Here is a 23,827-nt window from a genome sequence, read left to right as displayed (position 1 = left end):
CCTGCGCAAGCAGGGGCCCAGCGTCTTTCGTCATGCATCGATGCACGTAAAAAAGCCCGGCATATGCCGGGCTTTTTATCGAACGATTCAATCCTTTAATCGATTAAACCATCAGTCCCACTTTGGCGAGAAGTCAGGATTGGCCAGGCGTTCACCGCGGTCCAGCTGGGCGATGGCCTGCATCTCGGCTGCGCTCAGGGTGATCTTCACCGCATCCAGGTTGGCGGCCAGGTTGGCGCGCTTGGTGGAGGAGGGGATCACGGCGAAGCCCTGCTGCAGCGACCAGGCCAGCGCCACTTGCGCGGCCGTCACGCCGTGCTTGCCGGCGATTTCCAGCAGCGTGGCGTCCTGCATCACCTTGCCATAAGCCAGCGGCATATAGGCGGTCAGGTGGATGCCGTTGGTGCGGGCGAATTCGGCCACCTTGCGGTTCTGCAGGAAGGGATGGATCTCGACCTGGTTGGTGGCGATCTCGGCCGCGCCCACGGCGGCGATGGCTTGCTGCATGTGCGCGATGGTGAAATTGGAGACGCCGATCAGGCGCGCCAGGCCTTGCTTCTTGGCTTCGGCCAGCGCCTGCATGTAGTCGGCCACCGGCAGTTCGTCGTTGGGTGAGGGCCAGTGGATCAGCGCCAGGTCGACCTGTTCCATGCGCAGCTTGCTCAGGCTTTCCTTCAGGCTGGGGATCAGCTTGTCGCGCGAGAGGTTTTCGGTCCATACCTTGGTGGTGACGAACAGCTCGCCGCGCGCGACGCCGCTGTCGGCGATGGCCTGGCCGACCTCGGCCTCGTTGCCGTAGATCTGTGCAGTATCGATGTGGCGGTAGCCCAGTTCCAGGCCGGTGGTGACGGAGTCGATGACCTGCTGGTCTTTCAGGCGGAAGGTGCCGAGGCCGAAGGCGGGAATGTTGGTGCTCATGAGGATCCTTTTCTTTTCAGGGGAGGTGCAAAACCGGTAGACCGGTTCGCACGCAATGAGTGCGGGAAGAAGCCGAGGCCTGCAGTATTGCCCAATCCGGCCTTTGCAAAAACCGCCCGGGAGGCAAAACATTCTTGATCGACGCTCAAAAATGGCATGCCGACGCGCCGGCGGCAGGCTTGTTGTTTTGGTAACGCTACCAGCCGCGATGCTAGAATGCGCGCATGCCACCGACCAATCCGTCCAGCCCCGACCTTCGTCATGCAGATGCCGCCGAGCCGCGCCGTCGCGGCAGCCGCAAGAGCGCCGGCGGCATCACGCTGCGCGACGTCGCGCAGCTGGCCGGAGTGGCGCCGATCACGGCGTCGCGTGCGCTGAATACGCCCTCGGCGGTCTCGCCCAAGGTGCTGCAGAAGGTGAGGGAAGCGGTCGAGCGCACCGGTTATGTGCCCAACCTCTTGGCCGGCGGCCTGGCTTCCAACAAGAGCCGGCTGGTGGCGGTGGTGGTGCCCACGGTGATCGGGCCGGTGTTTCAGGAAATCGTGCACACCCTCACCGAGACGCTGGCCGCGGCCGGCTACCAGGTCATGCTGGGCCAGAGCGGCTACGAAAATTCACGCGAGGACGCGCTGCTGGAAGCCATCATCGGCCGTCGCCCCGACGGCGTGGTGCTGACCGGCATCATGCGTTCGGCCGAGGCGCGTAAGCGCCTGCTGGCCAGCGGCATTCCCGTGGTGGAAACCTGGGACCTGACGCCCACACCGATCGACATGCTGGTCGGTTTCTCGCATGAAAACATCGGCCGCGAAGTCGCACGTTACCTGCATGCCGCCGGCCGCCGCGTGGTGGCGGTCGTGGGCGGGCGCGACGAGCGCAGCCGGCGGCGCATGGATGCTTTCGCCCAAGAGGCGAGCGCCCTAGGCATGACCGCCAACGACGCGCCGGTGCCGATGCACCACGTCACCGCGCCGACCACATTGGGCCAGGGCCGCAAGGGGCTGGCCGACCTGCTGCAGCGCCAGCCGCAGACCGACGCCATCTTCTGCAGCTCCGACCTGCTGGCGCTGGGCGTGATGATCGAGGCGCAAAGCCGCGGCATCCGCATTCCGGAGCAACTGGCCCTGGTCGGCTTCGGCGACCTGGAGTTCTCGCGCGACCTGCAGCCGCAACTGACCACGGTGCGCATCGACGGCACCGGCATCGGCCAGCGCGCCGCGCGCTTCATCATCGACCGCGCCGCCGGCATCGAGGTGGCCGAGCGTATCGTCGACATCGGTTTTTCCATCATTCAACGCGAGAGCGCCTGATTTAGCCTCCGGGCGTGTGCGCCCGTCAGGGGCCTGTCAGGCAGGCTTTGCTGCGGCGCGGCATAATGGCGGTTTGGGCGGCGCCGGCGTTTGGCGCGACTGCCCGGCATTCGAGCCCGCGCCATGGAAAAGATCATCGTCTACGTCATTCCCGTCTTCCTGCTGCTGATTGCGGCGGAATTCGTCTATGGCTACGTGCGCCGGCGCAATACCTATCGCCTGGCCGATGCCTTGGCCAGCCTGTCGCAGGGCGTGATCGGGCAACTGGTGGCGCTGGTGACGCAGCTGTTCCAGGTGGGTTTGTATTCGATGGCTTACCGCGCCTTCGCGATCTTCCCGGCGGCCCGCTTCTGGCAGGGGGCATTGGGCTGGATTGCGGCCATCGTGATGTTCGATTTCTTCGACTACTGGCTGCATCGCTTCGGCCATGAGAACGCGTTGGGCTGGGCCGCGCACTCGGTGCACCACCAGAGCCAGGACTTCAACTTCTCCACAGCGCTGCGCCAGGAGAGCACGGTGGTCTTCCTCGGCTGGATCTTTTACCTGCCGATGGCGATCCTGGGCGTGGAGCCCGAGCAGTTCGGCATCGCCGGGCTGGTGGTGCTGGTCTATCAGTTCTGGATTCACACCGAGCACATCGGCAAGCTGGGCTGGTTCGACCGGGTGTTTTCCTCGCCGTCCAATCATCGCGTGCACCACGCGGTCAATGACCAATATCTCGACAAGAACTACGGCGGCATGCTGGTGATCTGGGATCGCCTGTTCGGCACCTTCGCCGAAGAAAAGGAAGCGGTGGTCTACGGTACCCGCACCCCGCTCAACAGCTGGGATCCGGTGTGGGCGGTGCTGGCCGGCTACTGGCAGCTGGCGCACAGCGCCGCGCAGATGCCGCGCTGGCAGGACAAGCTCAAGATCTGGTTCAAGCCCCCGGGCTGGCAGCCCGCAGGCGTGGTGCACGATGCCTCCTATGTGCCGTTCGACCTTGATGCCGCGCGTCGGCGTTACGCGGTGCAGCTGCCGCGCGTGGCCAATGCGATGGCGGTGCTGCAATTCGTGGTGTTGCTGGCGGCGGCCTCGGCCCTGCTGTGGATCGCCGACGAACAATCCTACCTGCACCTGCTGGCGGCCTGCGCCGCCTTGCTGGCCGGCTTCTGGGCGCTGGGCGCCTTCCTGCAGCGCCGCCTGGGCGGGGCGCTGGTGCTGGCCATCGACCTGGCCGCCGCCGCAGTGGTGGCTTACGCGCTGATCTGAGGCGTTGTGCGGGCCGGCGCGTTTGCGCCGGCGGCATCGCTTGCGTCACTTCTGATTCATCTCTCCCTGTTTTTTTGATGTCAAAAATCAACAGTTGACAGCAAAAATTGGTACCGCTACCATCATTAAAAATTAATTTGGTACCGCTACCAAATGATGGGCTTCAGCAGCACCGTATCGCTGCGCGCAGCAGCGATGCAGACCGACGAGACAAACGACACAGGAGTACAGCGATGAGCAGTTCCGTAACCGCCAGCCAGGCCCAGATCGCCAAGGGCGCCCCGAAAATCACCGACATGCGCGTGATCCCGGTCGCCGGCCACGACAGCATGCTGCTCAATCTGTCGGGCGCGCACGGGCCGTACTTCACCCGCAATATCGTCATCCTGACCGACAGCGCCGGCAACACCGGCGTGGGCGAAGTGCCGGGCGGCGAGGGTATTCGCCAGACGCTGGAAGATGCGCGCTCGCTGGTGCTCGGCCAGTCGGTCGGCAACTACCAGTCCATCCTGAACCAGGCGCGCATCGCCTTCGCCGGTCGCGACGTCGGCGGTCGTGGCCTGCAGACCTTCGACCTGCGCATCGCGGTGCATGCCGTGACTGCGCTGGAAGCTGCGCTGCTGGACCTGCTGGGCAAGTTCCTGGAGGTGCCGGTGGCGGCCCTGCTGGGCGAAGGCCAGCAGCGCGACGAGGTGGAGATGTTGGGCTATCTGTTCTACGTCGGCGAGCGCAGCAAGACCGATTTGCCGTATAGCGCCGCCGAAGGCGAGGCCGACGACTGGCTGCGCCTGCGCCACGAGGCGGCGCTGACGCCGGAAGCCATCGTCAGGCTGGCCGAGGCCGCTTACCAGCGCTACGGCTTCAACGACTTCAAGCTGAAAGGCGGCGTCATGCGCGGCGAGGAAGAGATTGCCGCCGTCACCGCGCTGGCCGAGCGCTTCCCGCAGGCGCGCATCACGCTGGACCCCAACGGCGGCTGGCTGCTCAAGGATGCGGTCCGCCTGTGCCGCGACCAGCATCACGTGCTGGCCTACGCCGAAGACCCGTGTGGCGCCGAGGACGGCTACTCCGGCCGCGAGGTGATGGCCGAGTTCCGCCGCGCCACCGGCCTGCAGACCGCCACCAACATGGTTGCCACCGACTGGCGCCAGATGGGGCATGCGATCTCGCTGCAGTCGGTCGACATTCCGCTGGCCGACCCGCACTTCTGGACCATGCAGGGCTCGGTGCGGGTGGCGCAGATGTGCAACGACTGGGGCCTGACCTGGGGCTCGCACTCCAACAATCACTTCGACATTTCGCTGGCGATGTTCACCCACGTGGCCGCCGCGGCGCCAGGCAAGATCACCGCCATCGACACCCACTGGATCTGGCAGGACGGCCAGCGCCTGACCAGGGACCCGCTCAAGATCGTCGGCGGCAAGGTGAAAGTGCCGGCCAAGCCGGGCCTGGGCATCGAGGTCGACCTGGCGCAGATCGAGGCGGCGCACCAGACCTACCGCAACATGGGCTTGGGCGCGCGCGACGACGCGGTGGCCATGCAGTACCTGATTCCGGGCTGGAAGTTCGACAACAAGAAGCCTTGCCTGGTGCGTTAAGCAGCGCAGCTTCACAGCAGCACGATCAGCGGTAACAGGCCGCCGGCCTTGATGGCCGGCGGCCCGCAGTGCAAGACTCAAGACAAGAGAAAAAGAAGCAGCACCATAACAAGCAAGAGTGCAGGGCCATGCGCGCCGGCGCCGGAGTCTCTCCGGCCGGCGCCGCTCACCCATGCGCCGCAGGCAGCAACGGTCACTCCATCAAACCGCAGCACCGAGTCCTGAAGAGGAGACAAACTCGTGAATCCATCCGCAACGCCGGCCGCGCACGACAGCAGCGGCACGGCAGACATGACGCTCACCTCCGCGGTGAGCAAGATCAAATGGCGCATCCTGCCGCTGTTCGTGGTGATGTTCATCGTCAACTACATCGACCGCGTCAACATCGGCTTCGTGCGCACCCACCTGGCGGCCGACCTGGGCATCGGCGCCGCCGCCTTCGGCCTGGGCGCCGGCTTGTTCTTCGTCGGCTATGCCGTGTTCGAGGTGCCGTCCAATATCCTGCTGCAGCGTTTCGGCGCCAAGGCTTGGCTGACGCGCATCATGTTCACTTGGGGCCTGGTGGCGGCCTGCATGGCCTTCGTGCACAACGAGACCAGCTTTTACTTCATGCGTTTCCTGCTGGGCGTGGCCGAAGCCGGCTTCTTCCCCGGCGTGATCTATTACTTCACGCAATGGCTGCCCAACCATGAGCGCGGCCGCGCGATGGCGGTGTTCCTGTCAGGCTCGGCAATCGCGTCCATCTTGTCGGGCCCGATCACCGGCGCGCTGCTGATGGTCGAAGGCGCCGGCCTGCACGGCTGGCAGTGGATGTTCCTGATCGAAGGCGGCTTCTCGATGGCGCTGTGCTTCGTGGTCTGGTTCCTGCTGGATTCGACCCCGCGCGATGCGAAATGGCTCAGCAACGCCGAGCGCGACGCCGTGGCCGCGGTGATCGCCGCCGAACAGGAAGTGCGCGCCGCCAGCCGTCCGCCGCACGTGTCGGCCTTCACGCTGCTGCGCGACCCGCAGATCCTGCTGTTCTGCTTCATCTACTTCGCCATCCAGCTGACCATCTACGGCGCCACCTTCTGGCTGCCGACCATCATCAAGAAGATGGGCCACTTCAACGACTTCCAGATCGGGCTGTTCAATTCCATCCCGTGGATCGTCTCGATCGCGGCGATGTATGTGTTCGCGGTGCTGGCAGGACGCTTCAAGAAGCAGCAGTTCTGGGTGGCGCTGACCCTGGTGATCTCGGCCATCGGCATGGCCATTTCCGCGCAGAGCGGTCCGGTGCTGGGCTTTGTGGCGGTGTGCTTTGCCGGCATCGGGTTCAAGGCGGCGTCCTCGCTGTTCTGGCCGATTCCGCAGGGCTATCTCGACGCCCGCATCGCCGCCGCGGTGCTGGCGCTGATCAATTCGCTGGGCAACCTGGGCGGCTTCTTCGCGCCGGCCACCTTCGGTTATCTGGAGCAGAAGACCGGCTCCATCCAGGGCGGCTTGTATGCGTTGTCGGCGGCCTCGATCGTGGCGGCGGTGCTGGTGTTCCTGGCGCGCACCCGTCCGGCGCCGCAGGGCGGCAGCGGTTCGGTGGGCGGCAATCCGGCCACGCCGGGCGACGCCAAGGCGAGGGTGAACCAGCCGGCCTGATGGCCTGATGTTGCCGATGTAAAGTCTTTTTCTCCGAGGTCTCCACCTCGTTCGCGCCCCGCGCGTTCCGTCTCCCGACGGGCGCCGGGGCGCTTTTTATCCGGCTGTTGTTTTGCCGCTTTGTCCCCATCTTTGTCTTGTCCCCGGCCGCTTTTGTCCAAGCGCGCGCCCGCCGCCAAACTTATAATGGCGACCTGTGCCCGGCCTCCCGGATTGTTGCGCGGCAAGAATGATGGCGACTTTGCAATGGAAACCCTTTACCACCTGATCGAGCAATACGGCTTGCTTCTCGTCTTCGTCAACGTACTGGTCGAGCAGCTCGGCGCGCCCGTGCCGGCCTATCCGACGTTGATCATCACCGGCGCCATGGCGCAGGCCGGGCAATACTCGCCGGCGCTGCTGCTGTTGCTGGCGGTGGTGGCGGCACTGATCGCCGACTACACCTGGTACCTGGCGGGACGCCGTTACGGCCGCCACATCATGACGCGGCTGTGCCGCATTTCCCTTTCGCCCGACTCCTGCGTGCGCCAGACCGAGTCGATCTACCTGCGCTGGGGCGCGCGCTCATTACTGGTGGCCAAGTTCATCCCGGGGTTTGCCTCGATTGCCAGCGCCTTGTCCGGCACGATGGGCACGCGCCGCACCAGCTTCCTGCTGTGGGATGCGGCCGGCAGCGCGTTGTGGGCGGGATTGGGGATCTTCCTCGGATCGTTGTTCAGCTCGGCGGTGGACGATTTGCTCAACGTGCTGGCGCAGCTCGGCCATTACGGCATGCTGCTGATCGGCGTGGCGCTGGCGGCCTTCATCGCCAACAAGTGGTGGCAGCGCCGGCGCTTTCGCAAGTCGCTTGAGATGGCGCGCATCACGGTGCAGGAACTGAACAATATGCTGGAGCAGGGCATCGCGCCCACCATCATCGATGTGCGCTCGCCGCTGTCGCAAAAGGACGGCCGCATTCCCGGCGCGGTGGCGATTTCCAACCAGGAGATCCAGACCTTCGTCTTCGACGGCCCGGTGGAAGGCGAAGTGGTGGTCTACTGCGCCTGTCCCAACGAAGCCTCGGCCGCCATGGTCGCGCGCCAGCTGATGCGGCGCGGCTACCAGAAGGTGCGACCGCTGACCGGCGGCATCGACGCCTGGCGTGAAGCGGGTTACGCGATCGACGTCTGAATCGCCGTCCCCTGGCGGATGGTCTTGGTGACCGGCGTCTTCTCGCAGATTTCCGCCAGACGGGTCAACTGTTCTTGCGACAATGCCGCGCCGAAGCTGATCTTGCGCGTGATGGTTTCCAGCCCACTGTCGTCGCGGCCGAAATGCGCATCCACCGAAATGCTGCCCAGCTCCCAACCCTTGCGGTCGGCATACATACGCAGCGTCAGCGACGTGCAGGACGCCAGCGCGGCCAGCAGCAGTTCATACGGCGCCGGGCCGGTGTCTTTACCGCCGTTGCTTTCCGGCTCATCCGACTTCAGTTGATGGATGCGCGCCTTGATGTCCTGGGCGTAGCCGGCGGCGTTGTGCAGGGTGACGTGGGCCATGTCAGTTCTCCGTGATCTGTGTAAGAAGGTAGTCAGCCTCGATTGTGGCAGATTGCGCGACCGTCCGGCATCCTCCGCCGGCGCGGCTCAGGTCATTTTCATACCAGCGCGCGTACCGAATTCGAGATCGCGCGCGCGCATTCCAGCACCAGCGGCGCCAGTTTTTTTTCCGCTTCCTCCTGCGTCCAGCGGCTGGTCGGCGCCACCACGTGCACCGAGGCCACCGGCCTGCGCTCACTGTTGAAAATGGGGGCGGCCAGCGTCATGTCGCCCAGGAACAATTCTTCCTTGTTGCAGGAGAAGCCGCGTTCACGCGTTTGGTCGAGCACCTGCACGATGTCTTTCACCTCGGTACGGGTATGCGGCGTGCGTACGCTGCGGTCGCTGGCCTCCAGGATCGCCAGTGCCTCGCCGCGTTCCAGCGCTGACAGATAGGCGCGGCCCGAGGCCGTGCAGTACATCGGAATGCGGCTGCCGATGGGCATGTGGATGGGGATGAATTTGCTGGAGACGAAGCGCCCCACGTACACCATGTCGAGCTCGTTGGGCTCGGTCAGGTTGACTGTCTCGCCGGTGGCATTGGCCAGCTCCGACAGGAACGGATTGGCGACGTCGACCAGGATGTCGGCCGCCAGATAGTTGTAGCCGACTTCCATCACCTTGGGCGTGAGCTGGTAGCGCCGCGTCTTGGGGTGTTTGCAGATGTAGCCCAGCGCCTCCAGCGTATAGACCATGCGCTGCGCCGAACTCTTGGTGATGGCGGTGGCCTCGGCCACGTCGCCCAGCGTCATGGTGCGGCGCTGGGCATTGAAGGCGCACAGGACTGCCAGACCCTTCTCCAGCGACTGGTTGAACAGCGGGTCGGCGGTGTTGTCGTCGGTATCGCGCATGCGGTCTCCGGGCATGTTGTGGTGAATGGATTGTACCCAAAAACTTTGATTTATGTATCGAATATCGATACATAAATATTTATTGACGATACGATCAATTCAAATATACTTATTTAGACGCCGAATATTGATATCCAAGCGTGCGTAGTCTGTTGTTTCTCAGTCGTCCATGTTGTTTCAAGCTGTCGTTTCCCGTCGCGGCCATACCGGGCACGTCCGATGGGGAAGCGTTGATTTTTTGAGGCATCCGGGCCCGCCACGGGCGCCGCAGCAGTCCGCGTACCGCCGCCGGCATTGGCCCGCGGCGGGCTTCCAACCGTTTCGTTGCGCCGGGATCTTGCGCAAAAAGGGAGTCGTATGAAGCCGTTCAATCGTTTGCTGAAACATCTGCTGGGCGTGGTCGCACTGTCCGTCGCCGCCACCGGGCCGGCTCTGGCCCAGACCAGCTACACCGTCGGCGCCACCTCCACCGGCGTCCCCTTCACCTTCCTCGACATCAAGACCAACAAGCTGCAGGGCATGATGATCGACACCATCGCCGCCGTGGGCAGCAAGGCCGGCTTCTCGGTCAACGTCCAGCAGACGCCGTTTTCCGCGCTGATTCCTTCCCTCACCGGCAGCAAGATCGACATCATCGCCGCCGCCATGCTCAAGACCGAGGCGCGCGCCCAGATCGTCGATTTCAGCAACCCGGTGTACTCCTACGGCGAAGGCCTGTTCGTCAATGCCCAGGATCAGAAGAGCTACAAGACCCTGGACGACCTGAAGGGCGAGATCATCGGCGCCCAGGTCGGCACCGTGTTTGTCGATGCCTTCAACAAGAAGGGCATCTTCAAGGAAGTGAGGACTTACGATTCGGTGTCGGACATGATGCGCGACGTCGGTCTGGGCCGCATCAAGGCCGGCTTCGGCGACCGTCCTATCGTCGCCTATCAGTTGGCGCAGGGCGCCAACCCACAGGTGCGCCTGGTCAAGGAGTACCAGTCCACGCTGATGGGCGATGTCTGCCTCGTGGTGCGCAAGGGCGATGCCAAATTGATGGAGCGCCTGAACAAGGCCATCGCCGAGCTCAAGGCCGACGGCACGCTGACGCGCGTCGTCGAGCAGTGGAAGCTCAACTGAGCTGAACCGCACCCGCCGGGCACCGTTCCCGGTCTTGCATGCCTGTGCGCCGCCGCATCCGCGCGGCGTGCAGCGCCCTGATCCCACCTGTCCATTCCGTCACGCCCATGTTCTCCCAAACCGTGCTGGACTTCCTGCCCATCCTCCTGAAAGGAGCGCTGGTCACGATCGAAGTCACCCTCTATTCCTTCCTGCTCAGTTCCGTGATCGGCCTGGTGCTGGCGCTGATGAAGATCTCGCGCATCAAGCCGGTCGCGCTGGCGGGCGCGACCATCGTCAACGTGATCCGCGGGCTGCCCATCATCGTGCAGCTGTTCTACATCTATTTCGTGCTGCCGGACATGGGCATCCAGCTGTCGGCCTTCCAGGCCGGCGTGATCGGCCTGGGCATCGCCTACTCGGCCTACCAGGCCGAGAACTTCCGCGCCGGCATCGAGGCGGTAGACGCAGGCCAGGTCGAGGCGGCGCAGTCGATCGGCATGCGCGGGCCGATGATCATGCGCCGCGTGATCCTGCCGCAGGCCTTTCGCATTGCGCTGCCGCCTTACGGCAACACGCTGGTGATGATGCTCAAGGACTCCTCGCTGGTGTCCACCATTACCGTGCTCGAAATGACGCGCGCAGGCCAGATGATTGCGTCGAGCACCTTCCAGAACATGACGGTCTACACGATGGTCGCGGTGCTTTACCTGCTGCTGTCGCTGCCGCTGGTGTTTGTCATTCGCCGTCTGGAGATCCGCGGCAAGAAGGGGAGAACGCGATGATCGACGTCAAACGTATTTCCAAGTGCTTCGGCCGCAACGAGGTATTGAAGGACGTATCGCTGTCGGTGGCCGATGGCGAGGTCGTGTGCCTGATCGGCCCGTCGGGTTCGGGCAAGTCCACCGTCCTGCGTTGCATCAACGGTCTCGAATCCTATGACGGCGGCGAGATCCTGATCGACGGTCAATTGGTCGACCGCGACGGGCCCGATATCCATCGCCTGCGCACGCGGGTCGGCATGGTGTTCCAGCGCTTCAATCTGTTCCCCCATCGCACCGTATTGGAGAACGTTACCGAGGGCCCCGTGTTCGTCAACAAGCTGCCGCGCGAGCAGGCGCGCGAGCAAGCCATCGCGCAGCTGGACAAGGTCGGCCTGGCGCAGCGCTGCGACGCCTATCCCAGCCAGCTCTCCGGCGGCCAGCAGCAGCGTGTGGCGATCGCACGCTCGCTGGCGATGCAGCCGGAGGCGATCCTGTTCGATGAGCCGACTTCCGCGCTTGATCCGGAACTGGTGGGCGAAGTGCTGGCCGTGATGCGTACGCTTGCCGCCGACGGTATGACCATGATCGTGGTGACGCATGAGATGGGGTTTGCCCGTGAGGTGGCGGACCGCGTGTGCTTCCTGCACAGCGGCAGCATCGTCGAGGAAGGCCCGGCCCGGCATGTGCTGACCGAACCCCAACACGCGCGCACGCAGGATTTCCTGCGCCGTGTGATCGGCAAGTGAGCGGCGCGATGGATAGCTCCAATCTGCAGGGCGACGCCCGCATGCCGTTCCCGCCCTCGCTATGGGCCGCCATCGGCGGCGAGGCCGTGCACGCGCCGGCACTGGCCGCCTCCATGCGCTGCGATGTTGTCGTTGTCGGGGCCGGCTACACCGGCTTGTCCACCGCGCTGCATCTGGCGGAAGGCGGCGCCTCGGTATGCGTACTCGACGCCGCGCAACCCGGCTGGGGCGCTTCCGGACGCAACGGCGGGCAAGTTATCCCCGGCCTCAAATACGATCCAGACCAGTTGCGGGTAATGTTCGGCACGGCGGTTGCCGATCCGCTGATCGGCGCCATCGGCACGGCGGCCGATACCGTGTTCGAATTGATCAAGCGCCACGGCATCGCCTGTGATGCGCTGCGCAACGGCTGGATCCAGCCCACCCATTCGGTCAAGACCATGCGTGCGCTCGAATCGCGCGCGCGGCAATGGCGGGCTGAAGGCGCGCATGCGCAAATGATGGACGCGGCCGAAGTAGCGCGCCACATCGGTACGCAAGCCTACGTCGGCGGCTGGAAGGACCATCGCGCCGGCAGCATCCATCCGTTGAAGTACTGTCGCGGCCTGGCGCGCGCTGCAGCCGGTCTGGGCGCGGCGATCCACGGCGACACGCGGGTCGTCAGGCTGGAACGTCGCGAAGGCGGGTGGCGGGTGCATACGAAGGGAGGGCCGCACATCGACGCCGGGCGCGTGGTGATCGCCACCAACGGCTACAGCGATCACTTGTGGCCCATGCTGAGGCAATCGGTGATTGCCGCCAACAGCTTCATCGTCGCCACCCGGCCGCTGCCGGACGAGCTTGCGGCCTCGATCCTGCCGGGGCGCGAAGTGGCCTCTGATTCGCGGCGCCTGCTGCTGTATTACCGGCGCGATGCCCAGGGGCGTTTGCTGATGGGCGGGCGCGGCCCGTTCCGCGATCCGCGCGGACCCGAGGATTTCATCCATCTCGAACGCTCGGTCGAGCTGCTGTTCCCCCAGCTCAAGGGCGTGCAATACGAATACCGCTGGGCCGGCCGGGTCGCCATCACGCGCGACTTCCTGCCGCATGTGCACGAACCCGCGCCGGGACTGAGCATCGCATTGGGCTACAACGGCCGCGGCATCGCCATGTCCAGCACCATGGGGCGTTGCCTGGCGCAGCGGTTGCTGGGGCAGGCGGGCACACGTTTCCCGTTCCCGGTCAGCACCATTCATCCGATTCCCTTCCACGGGCTGCAGCGCTTCTATATTGCTGCGGGGGTGGCCTGGTACAGCGTGCTCGACCGTTTTTCATGACGCGGTCGCGGTGATTCCCGTGCTGCGGGGAGGCGTGCAGATCGTTTCCCCGCAGGATGGATGCATGCTGGAAAACGCTGCGCCGCAGCATGGAAAATCTCCCGTAAAGCCGCGCCGATTCACGCTTGCAGCTGCATAAGTCCTATGCCGGCGGAGTGCTTAATCCGGCGATGACCGCTTCCTATAATGACTGCTCGATCACCCAGGAGACAGTCATGCTGATGGAAGCCACCCAAGCCCCAACCAAAAACAAATCCGTTTATCAACCGAACCAGGAAGGCCTGATCTTTCCGAAAGAGCCGGTGTTCGCTTCCGTGGAGGAAGAACGCCGCCACCGCAAGGAACGCCTGGCGGCGGCTTGCCGTGTGTTCGACAAGCATGGCTTCTCGTTCGGCTTCGGCGGTCACTTGACGGTGCGCGATCCGGAACATCCCGACCTGTTCTGGACCAACCCGATGGCCGTGCCCTGGTCGCTGGTGAAGACCTCGATGCTGGTGCTGGTGGACCACAAGGGCAAGGTGGTGGAGGGCGACTACGCCATCAACCAGGCCGGCTACGTGCTGCACTCGGCGATCCACGAACACAACCCCGACATCATCGCCTCCTGCCACGCGCACACCGTGCATGGCGGCGCCTGGGCCGCCTTCGGTCGCCCGCTGTCGCCGGTGACGCAGGATGCCTGCATGTTCTACGGCGACCACGCGGTGCTGGGCGACGGTGCCGGCAAGGTGCCGGTGGCGCAGGAGTCCGGCCATCCGGTGGCGCGCGCCTTCGAGACCAACAAGGCCATCATCCACCAGAACCACGGCCTGCTGGTCGCCAGCCGTCACAGCATCGACGATGCCTGCTGGCACTTCATCGCGCTGGATCACTGCTGCCGCATGCAGCTGATGATGGAGGCGGTGAAGGAGCACCGCCCCAAGGAAATCGACCCCAAGTTCGCCGGCTACTCGCGCGAACACCTGGGCAACGAGTTCATCGGCTGGCTGCATTTCCAGACCTTGTTCGCCGAGATCTCGCACAAGCAGCCCGACCTGTTCGACTGATGTCGACCTGAGTTCAGCCGAGTTCAGCCGAGTTGGCTGATACGGCACGACGGCAGCACGCATCACTTACCATTCAATAAAAAACTGCGGCAGGGCGCTCGCTTCGGCGAAGCGCCCTGCCGGGCAGGAAGGGAGGCCGGGACACCTCCTTTACCTTGCCCCAATAAAAAATACAAAGCCAACCGCCACCAAGGAGACAATTCAAATGACTACCGCATACAACAGCGGATCGTTGGCGCACGCCGACGGCGACGACGTTTACAAGAAAGCTTACTGGCGGCTGCTGCCGCTGATCCTGTGCTGCTATCTGGTGGCCTATCTCGACCGGGTCAACGTCGGCTTCGCCAAGCTGCAGATGCTGGACGCGCTGAAGTTCGACGACGCCATCTACGGCCTGGGTTCAGGCATCTTCTTCATCGGTTACCTGATCTTCGAAGTCCCCAGCAACATGATCCTGCGCAGGGTCGGCGCGCGAGTCTGGATCGCCCGCATCATGATCACCTGGGGCGTCGTCTCGGCCGCGATGCTGCTGGTGCAGACACCGATGCAGTTCTACATCGCGCGCTTCCTGCTGGGCGTGGCCGAGGCCGGCTTCGCGCCCGGCATCATGTATCTGCTGACCTTGTGGTTCCCGGCGCAGCGGCGCGGTCGCGCCATGGCGATCTACGTGATGGGCGCACCGCTGGCCTTCGTGGTGGGCGGTCCGCTGTCGGGCGGCATCCTCGACGTATTCCAGGACGTGCAGCCCCTGCAGGCCTGGCAGTGGCTGTTCCTGGTGGAGGCGATTCCGGCGGTGCTGCTGGGCGTGATCGTGTTCTTCTGCCTGTCGGACGATTTCCGCAAGGTGTCGTGGCTGTCCGCCGCCGAAAAGCAGAAGATCGAGTCCGACCTGCAGGCCGAGAACGTCGACAAGGTCGAGCACGGCAGCGTGCGCGAATTCCTCGCCAGCCGCCAGCTGTGGGTGTTCGTGCTGATCTACTTCTGCCTGATCATGGGCCTGTACGCGGTGGGCTTCTGGATGCCGTCGCTGATCAAGCGCGCCGGCGTTGCTGACCCCTTCCATATCGGCCTGTACTCGGCGGTGCCCAACATCGTGGCGGCCATTGCGCTCTACCTGTCGGGTCGCGGCGCCGACATCAGCGGCAAGCGCCGCCTGTACTTCGCCGGCATGCTGACCATCGGCGCCATCGGTTTGGCGCTGGCGATGGTGATCAATGGCGGGCCGGCGATCACGGTGGCCTGCCTGTCGCTGGCGGCGGCCGGCGTGTATTCCTGCATCAGCCTGTTCTGGGCGCTGCCGACCTCGATGTTCGTCGGCGCCTCGGTGGCGGCGGCGCTGGCCTTCGTCAACTCCTTCGGCAACATCGCCGGTTTCGTCTCGCCTTATCTGGTGGGCTGGCTCAATGTGACGACCGGGCGCACCGACATCGGCATGTACATCATCGGCGCGATCATGGTGTTCGGCGCGCTGGTGACGATGCTGCTGCCCAAGCGGCTGGACAAATAAGCCGGCCGCAAAGAATAGCCATGCAAGTGTTTGGCCGCCTTCGGGCGGCCTTTTTTATGCGTCGGACTGAAGCTCGCGCTATGCCCGCCCCCAGGGCGGATCGGCGAACTTGTCGGCCAGGAAGTTGACGAAGGCGCGCACGCGCGGATGCACATTGCGCTCCTTGACGTAGACGGCGTGGATCGCGGTCTCGTCCTGGGCCTGGTAGTCCGACAGCAACGGCACCAGCTTGCCGGCGCGGATCGCCGGCAGCGCGAAGTGCTCGGCCATGCGCGTGATGCCGACGCCGGCCAACACCATCTCCACCGACGACATGCCGCTGGTGAAACGGAAGTTGCCGCGGATGTCCAGGCTCATGCGCTGGCCGTCGACGATGAAGGGCCAGTTGTTCAGGTGGTCCATCGGCGCCTCCCATTGCAGGCAGTTGTGGCGCAGCAGGTCGTCCGGCGTCTGCGGCATGCCGTGCCTGTCGATGTACAACGGCGCAGCCACGATGATGCGCTGCAGGTGGCACAGCTTGCGTGAGAGCAGCATGGAGTCCTGCAGGTGACCCATGCGGATGGCGACGTCGACGCCGCTGCCGATCAGGTCGACCAGCGTGTCTGACAAGGCCAGCCGCACGCGCACGTTGGGGTACTGTTCCATGAATTGCGGCAGCAGCGGCACCACCTGGTCCATGCCGAAGGAAGTGGCCGCGGTGATGCGCAGGTCGCCCGAGGCCGACGCGCCGGTGGAGGAAACTTGTCCTTCGGCTTGCTCGATGTCGCCGATGATCTTGCTGCAGGATGCAAGGAAGATCTTGCCTTCCTCGGTCAGGCTGACCTGGCGCGTCGAGCGCCGCAACAGCGCCACGCCCAGGCGTTTCTCCAGGCTGTTCATGGTGCGGCTGACGAAAGGTTGGCTGGCGTCCAGCGCATGGGCGGCCGCGGTGAAGCCGCCGTGTTCGGCCACGGCCTTGAAGACTTGCATCTCCAGCAGGCGTTCGTCTTTCATGGGAATGTTCTCTGTCTCCGGTGGTAGGGGCGCTTTTGTTTTTTGCGGAGCGCTTGATGCGGAGATCATACAGGAGCGGCGGGCAGAGACTGCGCCGTCGCCGCAGCACCGGGAGGCGCCGCGACGACGGGGACTTCAGATGACGTTCAGGCCTTGTCGGCGCGCTCGGCCAGCGCGGTCTTGCGCAGGCCCGACAGCGTGGCGCGCGGGGTCAGCATCTCCTGGTCCAGCACCAGCTCGATCAGGTAGGGCAGCGAGGTCGAGCTGGCGGTGGCCAGCGCTTTCTCCAGCGCGGGGGCGAACTCCTCGGTCTTGCTGATGGCCACGGCGTCGACGCCGAAGGACTTGGCGTAGGCCACGAAGTCCGGATTGTTGAGGTCGGTGGCCATCACGCGGCCGGGATAGTTCTTCTCCTGATGCATGCGGATGGTGGCGTACATGCCGTTGTTGAACACCAGGAACACGATGCCCAGGCGGTTGCGCACGGCGGTGGCCAATTCCTGAGAGGTCATCAGGAAGCAGCCGTCGCCGCCCAGGCAGATCACCTGCCGCTGCGGGAACACCAGCTTGGCCGCGATCGCCGCCGGCACGCCGTAGCCCATGGCGCCGCTGGTCGGCGCCAACTGGCTGGTCGGTTGCGAGAACTGGTAATAGCGGTGCGCCCATGCGGTGTAGTTGCCGGCGCCGTTGGTCAGGATGGCGTCCTGGCTCAGGATGCTGCGCATCTGCTTGAAGGCGATGCCGGCGTCGAACTCGGTGGCGCGCGCGGCGGGCTCGATATAGGCCAGGTAGGTGTCGCGCGCCTCCTTGTGCCATTCGCGCCAGGCGTCGCCGCCGGCCGGCGCCAGCTGCGCGGCCGCGCGCGCGAAGGCGTTGAGCGTGGCGGCGATCTTCACATCGGTCTGGTAGACCCGGCCCAGCTCTTCCGGCGCGGGCATGATGTGCACCAGCTTCTGGCGCGGGCGCGGAATGTCCAGCAGGGTGTAGCCGCTGGTGACCATCTCGCCCAGGCGCGAGCCGACCGAAATGATCAGGTCGGATTCGGTCACCATCTTGGCCAGCGCCGGATTGACGCCGATGCCGATCTCGCCGACGTAGTTGGGGTGGCGGTTGTCGAACAGATCCTGGCGGCGGAACGAAGCCGCCACCGGCAGGTTCTGCTGGACTGCGAAGCGCGCGATGTTGCGCACGCCTTCCTGGTCCCAGCCGGAGCCGCCGAGGATCATCAACGGCTTCTTCGCCTCGCGCAGCAGCTGCTGCATGCGCTCCAGCGCGTCCGGGTCGGGCAGGGACTGCGGCGCCTCGGCGCGGGCGATCTCGCGCCCGAAGGTGGACTCGGTGAGCATGTCTTCCGGCAACGCCAGCACCACCGGGCCGGGGCGGCCCGACATCGCCACCGAGAAGGCGCGCGAGACGTATTCGCCCACGCGCGAGACGTCGTCGATCTGCGCCACCCATTTGGTGAACTGGCCGAACATGCGGCGATAGTCGATCTCCTGGAAGGCTTCGCGCTCCATCATGTCGCGCCCGACCTGGCCGACGAAGAGCACCATCGGGGTCGAATCCTGGAACGCGGTATGCACGCCGATGCTGGCATTGGTGGCCCCCGGCCCGCGCGTGACGAAGCAGATGCCCGGACGACCGGTGAGCTTGCCGTAGGCCTCGGCCATGAAGGCGGCCGCGCCCTCGTGACGGCAGGAGATCACGCGCACCGAGCGCTGCTGGTCGTAGAGCGCGTTGAGGACGTCGAGGTAGCTTTCGCCCGGCACGCAGAACGCGGTATCGACGTCCTGGGCCAGCAGCGCATCGACCAGGAGCTGGCCGCCGGTTTTCAGTTTTGACATGCTTGTCTCTTGTGGCCCGGCGCGGAGTTGTCCTCGCCGGATGTTGTTGAGGATGAGCAAGCATAGGCTGCGGTTGCGGCCGGACGTTAGGACTTATCTGCGGATTTGCTGCACTTCTCGGTGAAAGTGCCGGGTCGAAGAAAGACGGGCGCGCGCTTCAGGCCAGCGGCGCGGAAAACTTTTTCTTGAACTCGCCCGGCGTCATCTGCACGTTCTTCTTGAAGAAGCGGCAGAAGTAGGCGAAGTCGTCGAAGTTGAGCCGGTAGGAGATTTCCGCGATGGAGAGCTCGGACTGTGCCAGCAGGCGCTTGGCTTCCATCAGGATGCGTTCGTGGATCAGCTGGGTGGCCGTCTTGCCGGTGGTGCTCTTGACCGCCTCGTTGAGCTTGCGATCGGTGACGAACAGGCGCTGCGCGTAGTCCTGCACCGAGCCGAATTCCAGGTAGTGCTGTTCGATCAGCAGCTTGAAGCGCTTGGTCAGGCTGTAGCTGCGCGGCAGGCCGGATTCGGCGCCGTGCGGGCGATGCAGGCGCCGCATGCGGGTCAGCAGGATCTGTAGGAAGGAGCGCACCACGTCGTAGCGCCAGCGCTGGTCGCCGGCGTATTCCTTTTCGATTTCCATCAGCAGCGGGAACAGTTCCTCGTGCTGCGCCGGCGTCAGGTAAAGCACCGGGTCGGTGTTGGCGATGTGGAAGAACGGGAAGTCGGCCAGCTCCTCGATGCGCGGGAAGATCTGCAGGAAGAACTCCGGGCTGAAGTTGATCGCGTAGCCGGAAGCGTCGATCTCCGAGGTCCAACCGTGGATTTGCCCGGGCGAGATGAAGAACACCGAATTCGGGCGGATCTCGTAGCTGTCGAAGTCCAGCACATGGTTGCCGCGCGCCTGCGACATCCACAGGATGTGGTAGTAGCTGTGGCGATGCAGGAAAGGGCGAGGGATCTCGTTGCGGCCTTCCAGCTTGACCAGGTCGAACACGAACTCGTCGGCGCCGCCGCCGAAATCGGACACCTCGAAGTTCGGTGTGTCGTCCGGGAAATTGATTGCTTTCATCGTCTCTTGCGGCCGCATCGCGGCGGCCGTCCCTGTCCTTTTTTATCTGTCTCTTCCATCTCGCGGAACACGTTTGCAATGCGTTCACCGAGGTTGCTTCGCGGTTCTTGTTCTGATGGTTTTTCCAAGCATAGCCAGCGCGCCGCCAAAAGGGAAGCCGCGCCGCGCATCGTGTTGCGGCGCGTCGCCGATTCGGCGGAAAAATCCAATAGAAGCGGAATTTAGTCCTACCGTGCCGTCCTTGCCGATGGTTAGCATCTGTTCCACGCTGAACCCATCATCGGAAAAAGCCAGACCAAGAAGTGGGCGCGTCTGCCGCCGCATCTCCATGCGGCGCCTTCGGACGCGCCTGTGAATCAATCCGGGAAGTCGATTGCGAATGCACCCGCTGCATGCGCCGGACTCGCTCGTCCTGAAAAAAGGAAATGCACCATGTTGCTGGATGTCCGCACCTACACCGCCCGTCCGGGCACGCTGAAAAAACACCTGGAGCTGTACGAAAAGAACGGCTTCGATATCCAGCGCCGCCATCTTGGCGAGCCGTTGGCCTACCTGGTGGCGGAGTCGGGCCGCCTGAACAGCTACACCCATATCTGGGTATATCGCGACGCGGCCGATCGCGAAGCGCGCCGCGCGGCGCTGCAGGCGGATCCGGAATGGGCGGCCTACCTGAAGCTGTCGGGCGATGCCGCTTATCTCGTCTCGCAGGAAAACCAGTTGATGACGCCGGCCAAGTTCGCGCCGCTGCGCCTGCCCTGAGGCGGCGCCGTCTTCCGATCCACACCCGAACGCCGGCCGTGCCGGCATCGCCATTTTTGACGTCGCACGAGAAAGCGCAGCCACACCCGAACGCACATCACGGCCACCAGAAGCCAGCGCATTGACGCTTAAAAAATCATATCCATTGGAGGAGACTCATGTTTCAACAAATCTACGATCCGGTTAACGGATCGCTGTTCGCATCCGCCTTGTTCGCGATGCTGCCCTTGTTGTCGATGTTCGTGATGCTGGGCTGGCTGAAGATATCGCCGCACGTGTCGGCCGCGGTGTCGCTGCTCATCTGCCTCCTGGTGGCGGCTTTCGTCTACGGCATGCCGATGGGCGTGGCGCTCAACGTCGGCGCATACGGCGCGGTGTTTTCGGTGCTGACGGTGCTGTGGATCATCGTCAACGCCATCTGGCTGTACAACCTGACGGTGAAGTCGGGTCACTTTGCGGTGCTGCGCGACAGCTTCGCGCTGATCAGCGACGACCCGCGCATCCAGGCGATCCTGATCGCGTTCAGCTTCGGCGCGCTGATCGAGGCGCTGGCCGGCGCCGGCACGCCGGTGGCGATTGCCGGCGCCATGTTAGTGGCGATCGGCCTGCATCCGCTGAAAGCGGCGGTGATCGCGCTGGTGGCTGATACCGCCCCGGTAGCGTTCGGCGCGTTGTCGGTGCCGATCACCACGCTGGCGCAGGTGACCGGTATCCCGTTTGAGGTGCTGGGCCATCATGTGGGTCACCAGACCCCGGTGATCGCCGCTTTCGTGCCGCTGGTGCTGGTGTGGATCATGGACGGCAAGCGCGGCCTGCGTCAGACCTGGGTGGCGGCGGTGACGGCCGGCCTGGCGTTCGGCATCGCGCAGTGGGCCAGCGCCAGCTTCTTCTCGGTGGTGCTGGCCGACGTGGTGGGCGCGTTGGCATCGGCCGCGGCGATGGTGGTGCTGCTGAAGTTCTGGCAGCCGGAAAAGCCGCCGGCCGACGCGTTCCAGAACGACGTGACCAAGAAGGCCGAGCATGTGGCGATTACCCATTCGCGCAAGCAACTGATGCTGGCCTATGCGCCGTATGCGCTGATCATCGCCATCTTCACCATCGTGCAGTTCGGCGTGGTGCAGAAGTGGCTCAATGCCGGCACCTTCAAGTTCGCCTGGCCGGGGCTGGCGATCAGCGCGCAGGACGGCAAGGCGGTGGGCACCATGTTCACCCTCAACACCTTGTCTGCGGCCGGCTCGCTGCTGCTGCTGTCGGGCGTGATGACCGCGATGATGTTGCGCGTCTCGGCGGCACAGGCCGTTGAAACCTACGGCAAGACGCTGGTGCAGATGCGCTGGGCGGTGCCGACCGTGCTGTGCGTGATGGCGCTGGCGTTCGTGATGAATTACTCGGGCCAGACCGGCACGCTGGGCCGCTGGCTGGCCGGCACCGGATCGGCGTTCGCCTTCCTGTCACCGGTGATCGGCTGGATCGGCGTGGCGGTGACCGGTTCGGACAACTCGGCCAATGCGTTGTTCGGCGCCCTGCAGGTGGCGGCGGCGCACGAGACCGGTTTGTCGCCGGCGCTGCTGGCGGCGGCCAATGCATCGGGCGGCGTGCTGGGCAAGATGATCTCGCCGCAAAGCCTGGCGGTGGGCGCGGCGGCGGTGGGCATCATCGGGCAGGAAGGACTGATCTTCCGTAAAGTAGTGGGCTGGAGCCTGCTGCTGTTGCTGGCGATGGCGGTGCTGGTCTACCTGCAGTCGACGCCGGTGCTGTCGTGGATGCTGTGACGGCATGCTGAAGAACGCTGAAGAATGTTGATACAACCTGGAGTGACTATGCTGGACTACAAAAAACTGTTTGACCTGAGCGGCAAGGGCGCCGTGGTGATCGGCGCCGGCTCGGGCATCGGCCGCGCCTCGGCCGAGGCCATCGGCAGCCTGGGCGCGCAAGTGATCTGCGCTGACTATGACGTGGCCGGCGCGCAGGCCGCGGCCGAGGAGATCGCGGCCGCCGGCGGCAAGGCCGAGGCCTATCGCATCGACGCCGCCGACGGCGTCGAGATCGAAGCGCTGGCGCAGCATGCACTGAAGACGCTGGGCAAGATCGACATCGCCGTCAGCACGCCGGCGCTGAACATCCGCAAGCTGATCGTGGACTACACCGAGGAAGAGTACGACCGCGTGATGAACCTGAACATGAAGGGCGCGTTCAACTTCTTCCGCAGCTTCGGCCGGCCGATGATGAAGCAGGGCTTCGGCAGCATCGTCGCCTGCTCGTCGATGCGCGCGGTGACCATCGAGCCGGGCCTGGGCGTGTATGCGGCTTCCAAGGCCGGCATCGCCCAGCTGGTGAAAGCCTTCGCGGCCGAGATGGGGCCGTACGGCGTGCGCGTGAATGCGGTCATGCCCAGCATCATCGAGACTCGCCTGACCGCGCCGTTGAAGGAGCGCGCCGAGATTTTCAAGACCTATGCCGGGCATACCGTGCTCAACCGCTGGGGCCAGCCTTCCGAGGTCGGCTCGGCGGTGGCCTTCCTGGCTTCGGATGCGGCCAGCTACATTTCCGGCAGCTCGCTGTCGGTCGACGGCGGCTGGACCGCGATTGACGGCCCGCCGACCGGCCTGACCTCGACCCGTCCCTCCGAGTAGGCCGGGTTGTCGCAGGCGTAAAAAAAGCCACGCGATTGCGTGGCTTTTTTCATGGCCGGAAGGCCGTCGATCAAGCGAAGTTCTTGGCGACGAAGTCCCAGTTGATGATGCCCCAGAAGGCTTCGACGTACTTGGCGCGTGCGTTGCGGTAGTCGATGTAGTAGGCGTGTTCCCACACGTCCACGGTCAGCAGGGCCTTGCTGTCAGTGGTCAGCGGGGTGCCGGCGCCGGTGGTGTTGACGATGTCGACCGAACCGTCAGCCTTCTTGACCAGCCAGGTCCAGCCCGAACCGAAATTGGCCAGGCCTTGCTTGGTGAACTCGGCCTTGAAGGCGTCGAACGAACCCCACTTGGCGTTGATGGCGTCAGCCAGCGCGCCGCTCGGAGCGCCTTGGCCCTTCGGGGTCAGGCCGTTCCAGTAGAAGGTGTGGTTCCAGATCTGCGCAGCGTTGTTGAAGATGCCGCCGGAAGACTTCTTGATGATCTCTTCCAGGGACAGGTTTTCGAATTCGGTGCCCGGAATCAGGTTATTCAGGTTGGTCACATAGGTCTGGTGGTGCTTGCCGTAGTGATATTCCAGGGTCTCCTTGGAGATGGTGGGCGCCAGTGCGTCCAGATCGTAAGGCAGTGCCGGAAGGGTATGTGCCATGATGAATCCTTTCAGTCTTGTTGGTTTGCTACGGAGGTCTATTCGGAACCTGAGATTCTAAAGCGGATGACGATTCTTTGCACCCGGTCAAATGCCCGCTAAACCGCGCCGGGACTGGATTTTAATTGAATCAGAATCGTTCTCATTTACTTCATGTCGTGGCAACGGGCGGCGAATTCCATAGATGCCTGCGCCGGCAGGACGTTCCGGCCGATCGGCCACGCGCGCAGGTTTTTTTTGCGCCGGAGCCGGGGCTGGGGCGCGATATAAGCTGATGAGAAAAA

22 protein-coding genes are annotated in these 23,827 nt (G+C 64.3%); 14 read left to right on the top strand and 8 right to left on the bottom strand.

Going from position 1 to position 23,827, the window contains the following annotated elements; all coding sequences use genetic code 11:
- Positions 1 to 111: 111 nt before the first annotated feature.
- Complete coding sequence (dkgB, locus tag J8I26_RS22145; protein WP_209609309.1) at positions 112 to 918, bottom strand: 2,5-didehydrogluconate reductase DkgB; 807 nt, start codon at positions 916 to 918, stop codon at positions 112 to 114.
- Positions 919 to 1,142: 224 nt separating this feature from the next.
- On the opposite strand from dkgB, the gene J8I26_RS22140 reads away from it, so the two are divergent.
- From J8I26_RS22140 to J8I26_RS22120, 5 genes are all read left to right on the top strand, one after another.
- Positions 1,143 to 2,225 carry a LacI family DNA-binding transcriptional regulator gene (locus J8I26_RS22140; protein ID WP_209609307.1) on the top strand — a complete coding sequence of 361 codons (1,083 nt, stop codon included), beginning with the start codon at positions 1,143 to 1,145 and terminating at the stop codon, positions 2,223 to 2,225.
- 123 nt (positions 2,226 to 2,348) lie between these two features.
- On the top strand, positions 2,349 to 3,476 hold the full coding sequence (locus J8I26_RS22135) for a sterol desaturase family protein (RefSeq protein ID WP_209609305.1): 1,128 nt from the start codon (positions 2,349 to 2,351) through the stop codon (positions 3,474 to 3,476).
- A gap of 233 nt (positions 3,477 to 3,709) precedes the next feature.
- Positions 3,710 to 5,074: a glucarate dehydratase gene (gene gudD, locus J8I26_RS22130; protein ID WP_209609304.1), complete on the top strand. Its 1,365-nt coding sequence runs from the start codon at positions 3,710 to 3,712 to the stop codon at positions 5,072 to 5,074.
- A 291-nt stretch (positions 5,075 to 5,365) separates the two neighbouring features.
- On the top strand, positions 5,366 to 6,706 hold the full coding sequence (locus J8I26_RS22125) for an MFS transporter (RefSeq protein WP_209609315.1): 1,341 nt from the start codon (positions 5,366 to 5,368) through the stop codon (positions 6,704 to 6,706).
- Between the two features lie 246 nt (positions 6,707 to 6,952).
- Positions 6,953 to 7,876, top strand: coding sequence for a DedA family protein/thiosulfate sulfurtransferase GlpE (locus J8I26_RS22120; protein WP_209609302.1), 924 nt, complete (start codon positions 6,953 to 6,955; stop codon positions 7,874 to 7,876).
- Here the strand turns inward: J8I26_RS22120 and J8I26_RS22115 are convergent.
- Positions 7,858 to 8,244: an OsmC family protein gene (locus J8I26_RS22115; protein ID WP_209609300.1), complete on the bottom strand. Its 387-nt coding sequence runs from the start codon at positions 8,242 to 8,244 to the stop codon at positions 7,858 to 7,860. The genes J8I26_RS22120 and J8I26_RS22115 overlap by 19 nt on opposite strands.
- Positions 8,245 to 8,342: 98 nt before the next feature.
- Positions 8,343 to 9,134, bottom strand: coding sequence for an IclR family transcriptional regulator (locus J8I26_RS22110; protein ID WP_209609299.1), 792 nt, complete (start codon positions 9,132 to 9,134; stop codon positions 8,343 to 8,345).
- A gap of 357 nt (positions 9,135 to 9,491) precedes the next feature.
- Here J8I26_RS22110 and J8I26_RS22105 point away from each other — a divergent pair, with 357 nt between their 5' ends.
- The 6 genes from J8I26_RS22105 (at position 9,492) to J8I26_RS22080 (ending at position 15,614) form a co-directional block, all read left to right on the top strand.
- The gene (locus J8I26_RS22105) at positions 9,492 to 10,256 is read left to right on the top strand and encodes an ABC transporter substrate-binding protein (protein WP_209609297.1); all 765 of its coding nucleotides are present in this window, start codon (positions 9,492 to 9,494) and stop codon (positions 10,254 to 10,256) included.
- Positions 10,257 to 10,363: 107 nt separating this feature from the next.
- Positions 10,364 to 11,020 carry an ectoine/hydroxyectoine ABC transporter permease subunit EhuD gene (ehuD, locus tag J8I26_RS22100; protein WP_209609295.1) on the top strand — a complete coding sequence of 219 codons (657 nt, stop codon included), beginning with the start codon at positions 10,364 to 10,366 and terminating at the stop codon, positions 11,018 to 11,020.
- Positions 11,017 to 11,745: an amino acid ABC transporter ATP-binding protein gene (locus J8I26_RS22095; protein ID WP_209609293.1), complete on the top strand. Its 729-nt coding sequence runs from the start codon at positions 11,017 to 11,019 to the stop codon at positions 11,743 to 11,745. Before ehuD ends, J8I26_RS22095 begins: the two co-directional genes overlap by 4 nt.
- 8 nt (positions 11,746 to 11,753) lie before the next feature.
- Complete coding sequence (locus J8I26_RS22090) at positions 11,754 to 13,061, top strand: FAD-binding oxidoreductase (RefSeq protein ID WP_245200464.1); 1,308 nt, start codon at positions 11,754 to 11,756, stop codon at positions 13,059 to 13,061.
- A 215-nt stretch (positions 13,062 to 13,276) separates the two neighbouring features.
- Complete coding sequence (locus J8I26_RS22085) at positions 13,277 to 14,107, top strand: class II aldolase/adducin family protein (protein ID WP_209609311.1); 831 nt, start codon at positions 13,277 to 13,279, stop codon at positions 14,105 to 14,107.
- A 205-nt stretch (positions 14,108 to 14,312) separates the two neighbouring features.
- Positions 14,313 to 15,614, top strand: coding sequence for an MFS transporter (locus tag J8I26_RS22080; RefSeq protein WP_209609290.1), 1,302 nt, complete (start codon positions 14,313 to 14,315; stop codon positions 15,612 to 15,614).
- 78 nt (positions 15,615 to 15,692) lie between these two features.
- Here J8I26_RS22080 and J8I26_RS22075 read toward each other — a convergent pair whose 3' ends face one another.
- From J8I26_RS22075 to J8I26_RS22060, 4 genes are all read right to left on the bottom strand, one after another.
- A complete protein-coding gene (locus tag J8I26_RS22075) occupies positions 15,693 to 16,607 on the bottom strand; it encodes a LysR family transcriptional regulator (protein ID WP_209609288.1) in 915 nt (304 codons plus the stop codon).
- Between the two features lie 146 nt (positions 16,608 to 16,753).
- The gene (locus J8I26_RS22070; RefSeq protein WP_209609286.1) at positions 16,754 to 18,451 is read right to left on the bottom strand and encodes a thiamine pyrophosphate-binding protein; all 1,698 of its coding nucleotides are present in this window, start codon (positions 18,449 to 18,451) and stop codon (positions 16,754 to 16,756) included.
- A 157-nt stretch (positions 18,452 to 18,608) separates the two neighbouring features.
- Positions 18,609 to 19,502, bottom strand: coding sequence for a helix-turn-helix domain-containing protein (locus tag J8I26_RS22065; RefSeq protein ID WP_209609284.1), 894 nt, complete (start codon positions 19,500 to 19,502; stop codon positions 18,609 to 18,611).
- A gap of 84 nt (positions 19,503 to 19,586) precedes the next feature.
- Entirely contained in the window at positions 19,587 to 19,832 is a 246-nt protein-coding gene (locus tag J8I26_RS22060) for a hypothetical protein (protein ID WP_209609282.1), read from the bottom strand.
- 102 nt (positions 19,833 to 19,934) lie between these two features.
- Here J8I26_RS22060 and J8I26_RS22055 point away from each other — a divergent pair, with 102 nt between their 5' ends.
- From J8I26_RS22055 to J8I26_RS22045, 3 genes are all read left to right on the top strand, one after another.
- On the top strand, positions 19,935 to 20,261 hold the full coding sequence (locus J8I26_RS22055) for an NIPSNAP family protein (protein ID WP_209609281.1): 327 nt from the start codon (positions 19,935 to 19,937) through the stop codon (positions 20,259 to 20,261).
- Positions 20,262 to 20,419: 158 nt separating this feature from the next.
- Positions 20,420 to 22,033, top strand: coding sequence for an L-lactate permease (locus J8I26_RS22050; protein ID WP_209609280.1), 1,614 nt, complete (start codon positions 20,420 to 20,422; stop codon positions 22,031 to 22,033).
- 48 nt (positions 22,034 to 22,081) lie between these two features.
- Positions 22,082 to 22,894, top strand: coding sequence for an SDR family NAD(P)-dependent oxidoreductase (locus J8I26_RS22045; RefSeq protein WP_209609279.1), 813 nt, complete (start codon positions 22,082 to 22,084; stop codon positions 22,892 to 22,894).
- Between the two features lie 70 nt (positions 22,895 to 22,964).
- On the opposite strand, the gene sodB is transcribed toward J8I26_RS22045, so the two are convergent.
- Positions 22,965 to 23,543 (bottom strand): Fe-Mn family superoxide dismutase, encoded by a 579-nt coding sequence (sodB, locus tag J8I26_RS22040; protein ID WP_209609278.1) that lies wholly within the window; start codon positions 23,541 to 23,543, stop codon positions 22,965 to 22,967.
- Positions 23,544 to 23,827 lie beyond the last annotated feature (284 nt).

This window comes from Herbaspirillum sp. LeCh32-8, from assembly GCF_017814915.1.
Lineage (GTDB): Bacteria > Pseudomonadota > Gammaproteobacteria > Burkholderiales > Burkholderiaceae_D > Herbaspirillum.
The sequence above is the reverse complement of the archived record's forward strand: the minus strand, read 5'-3'. Positions and strand labels throughout refer to the sequence as shown.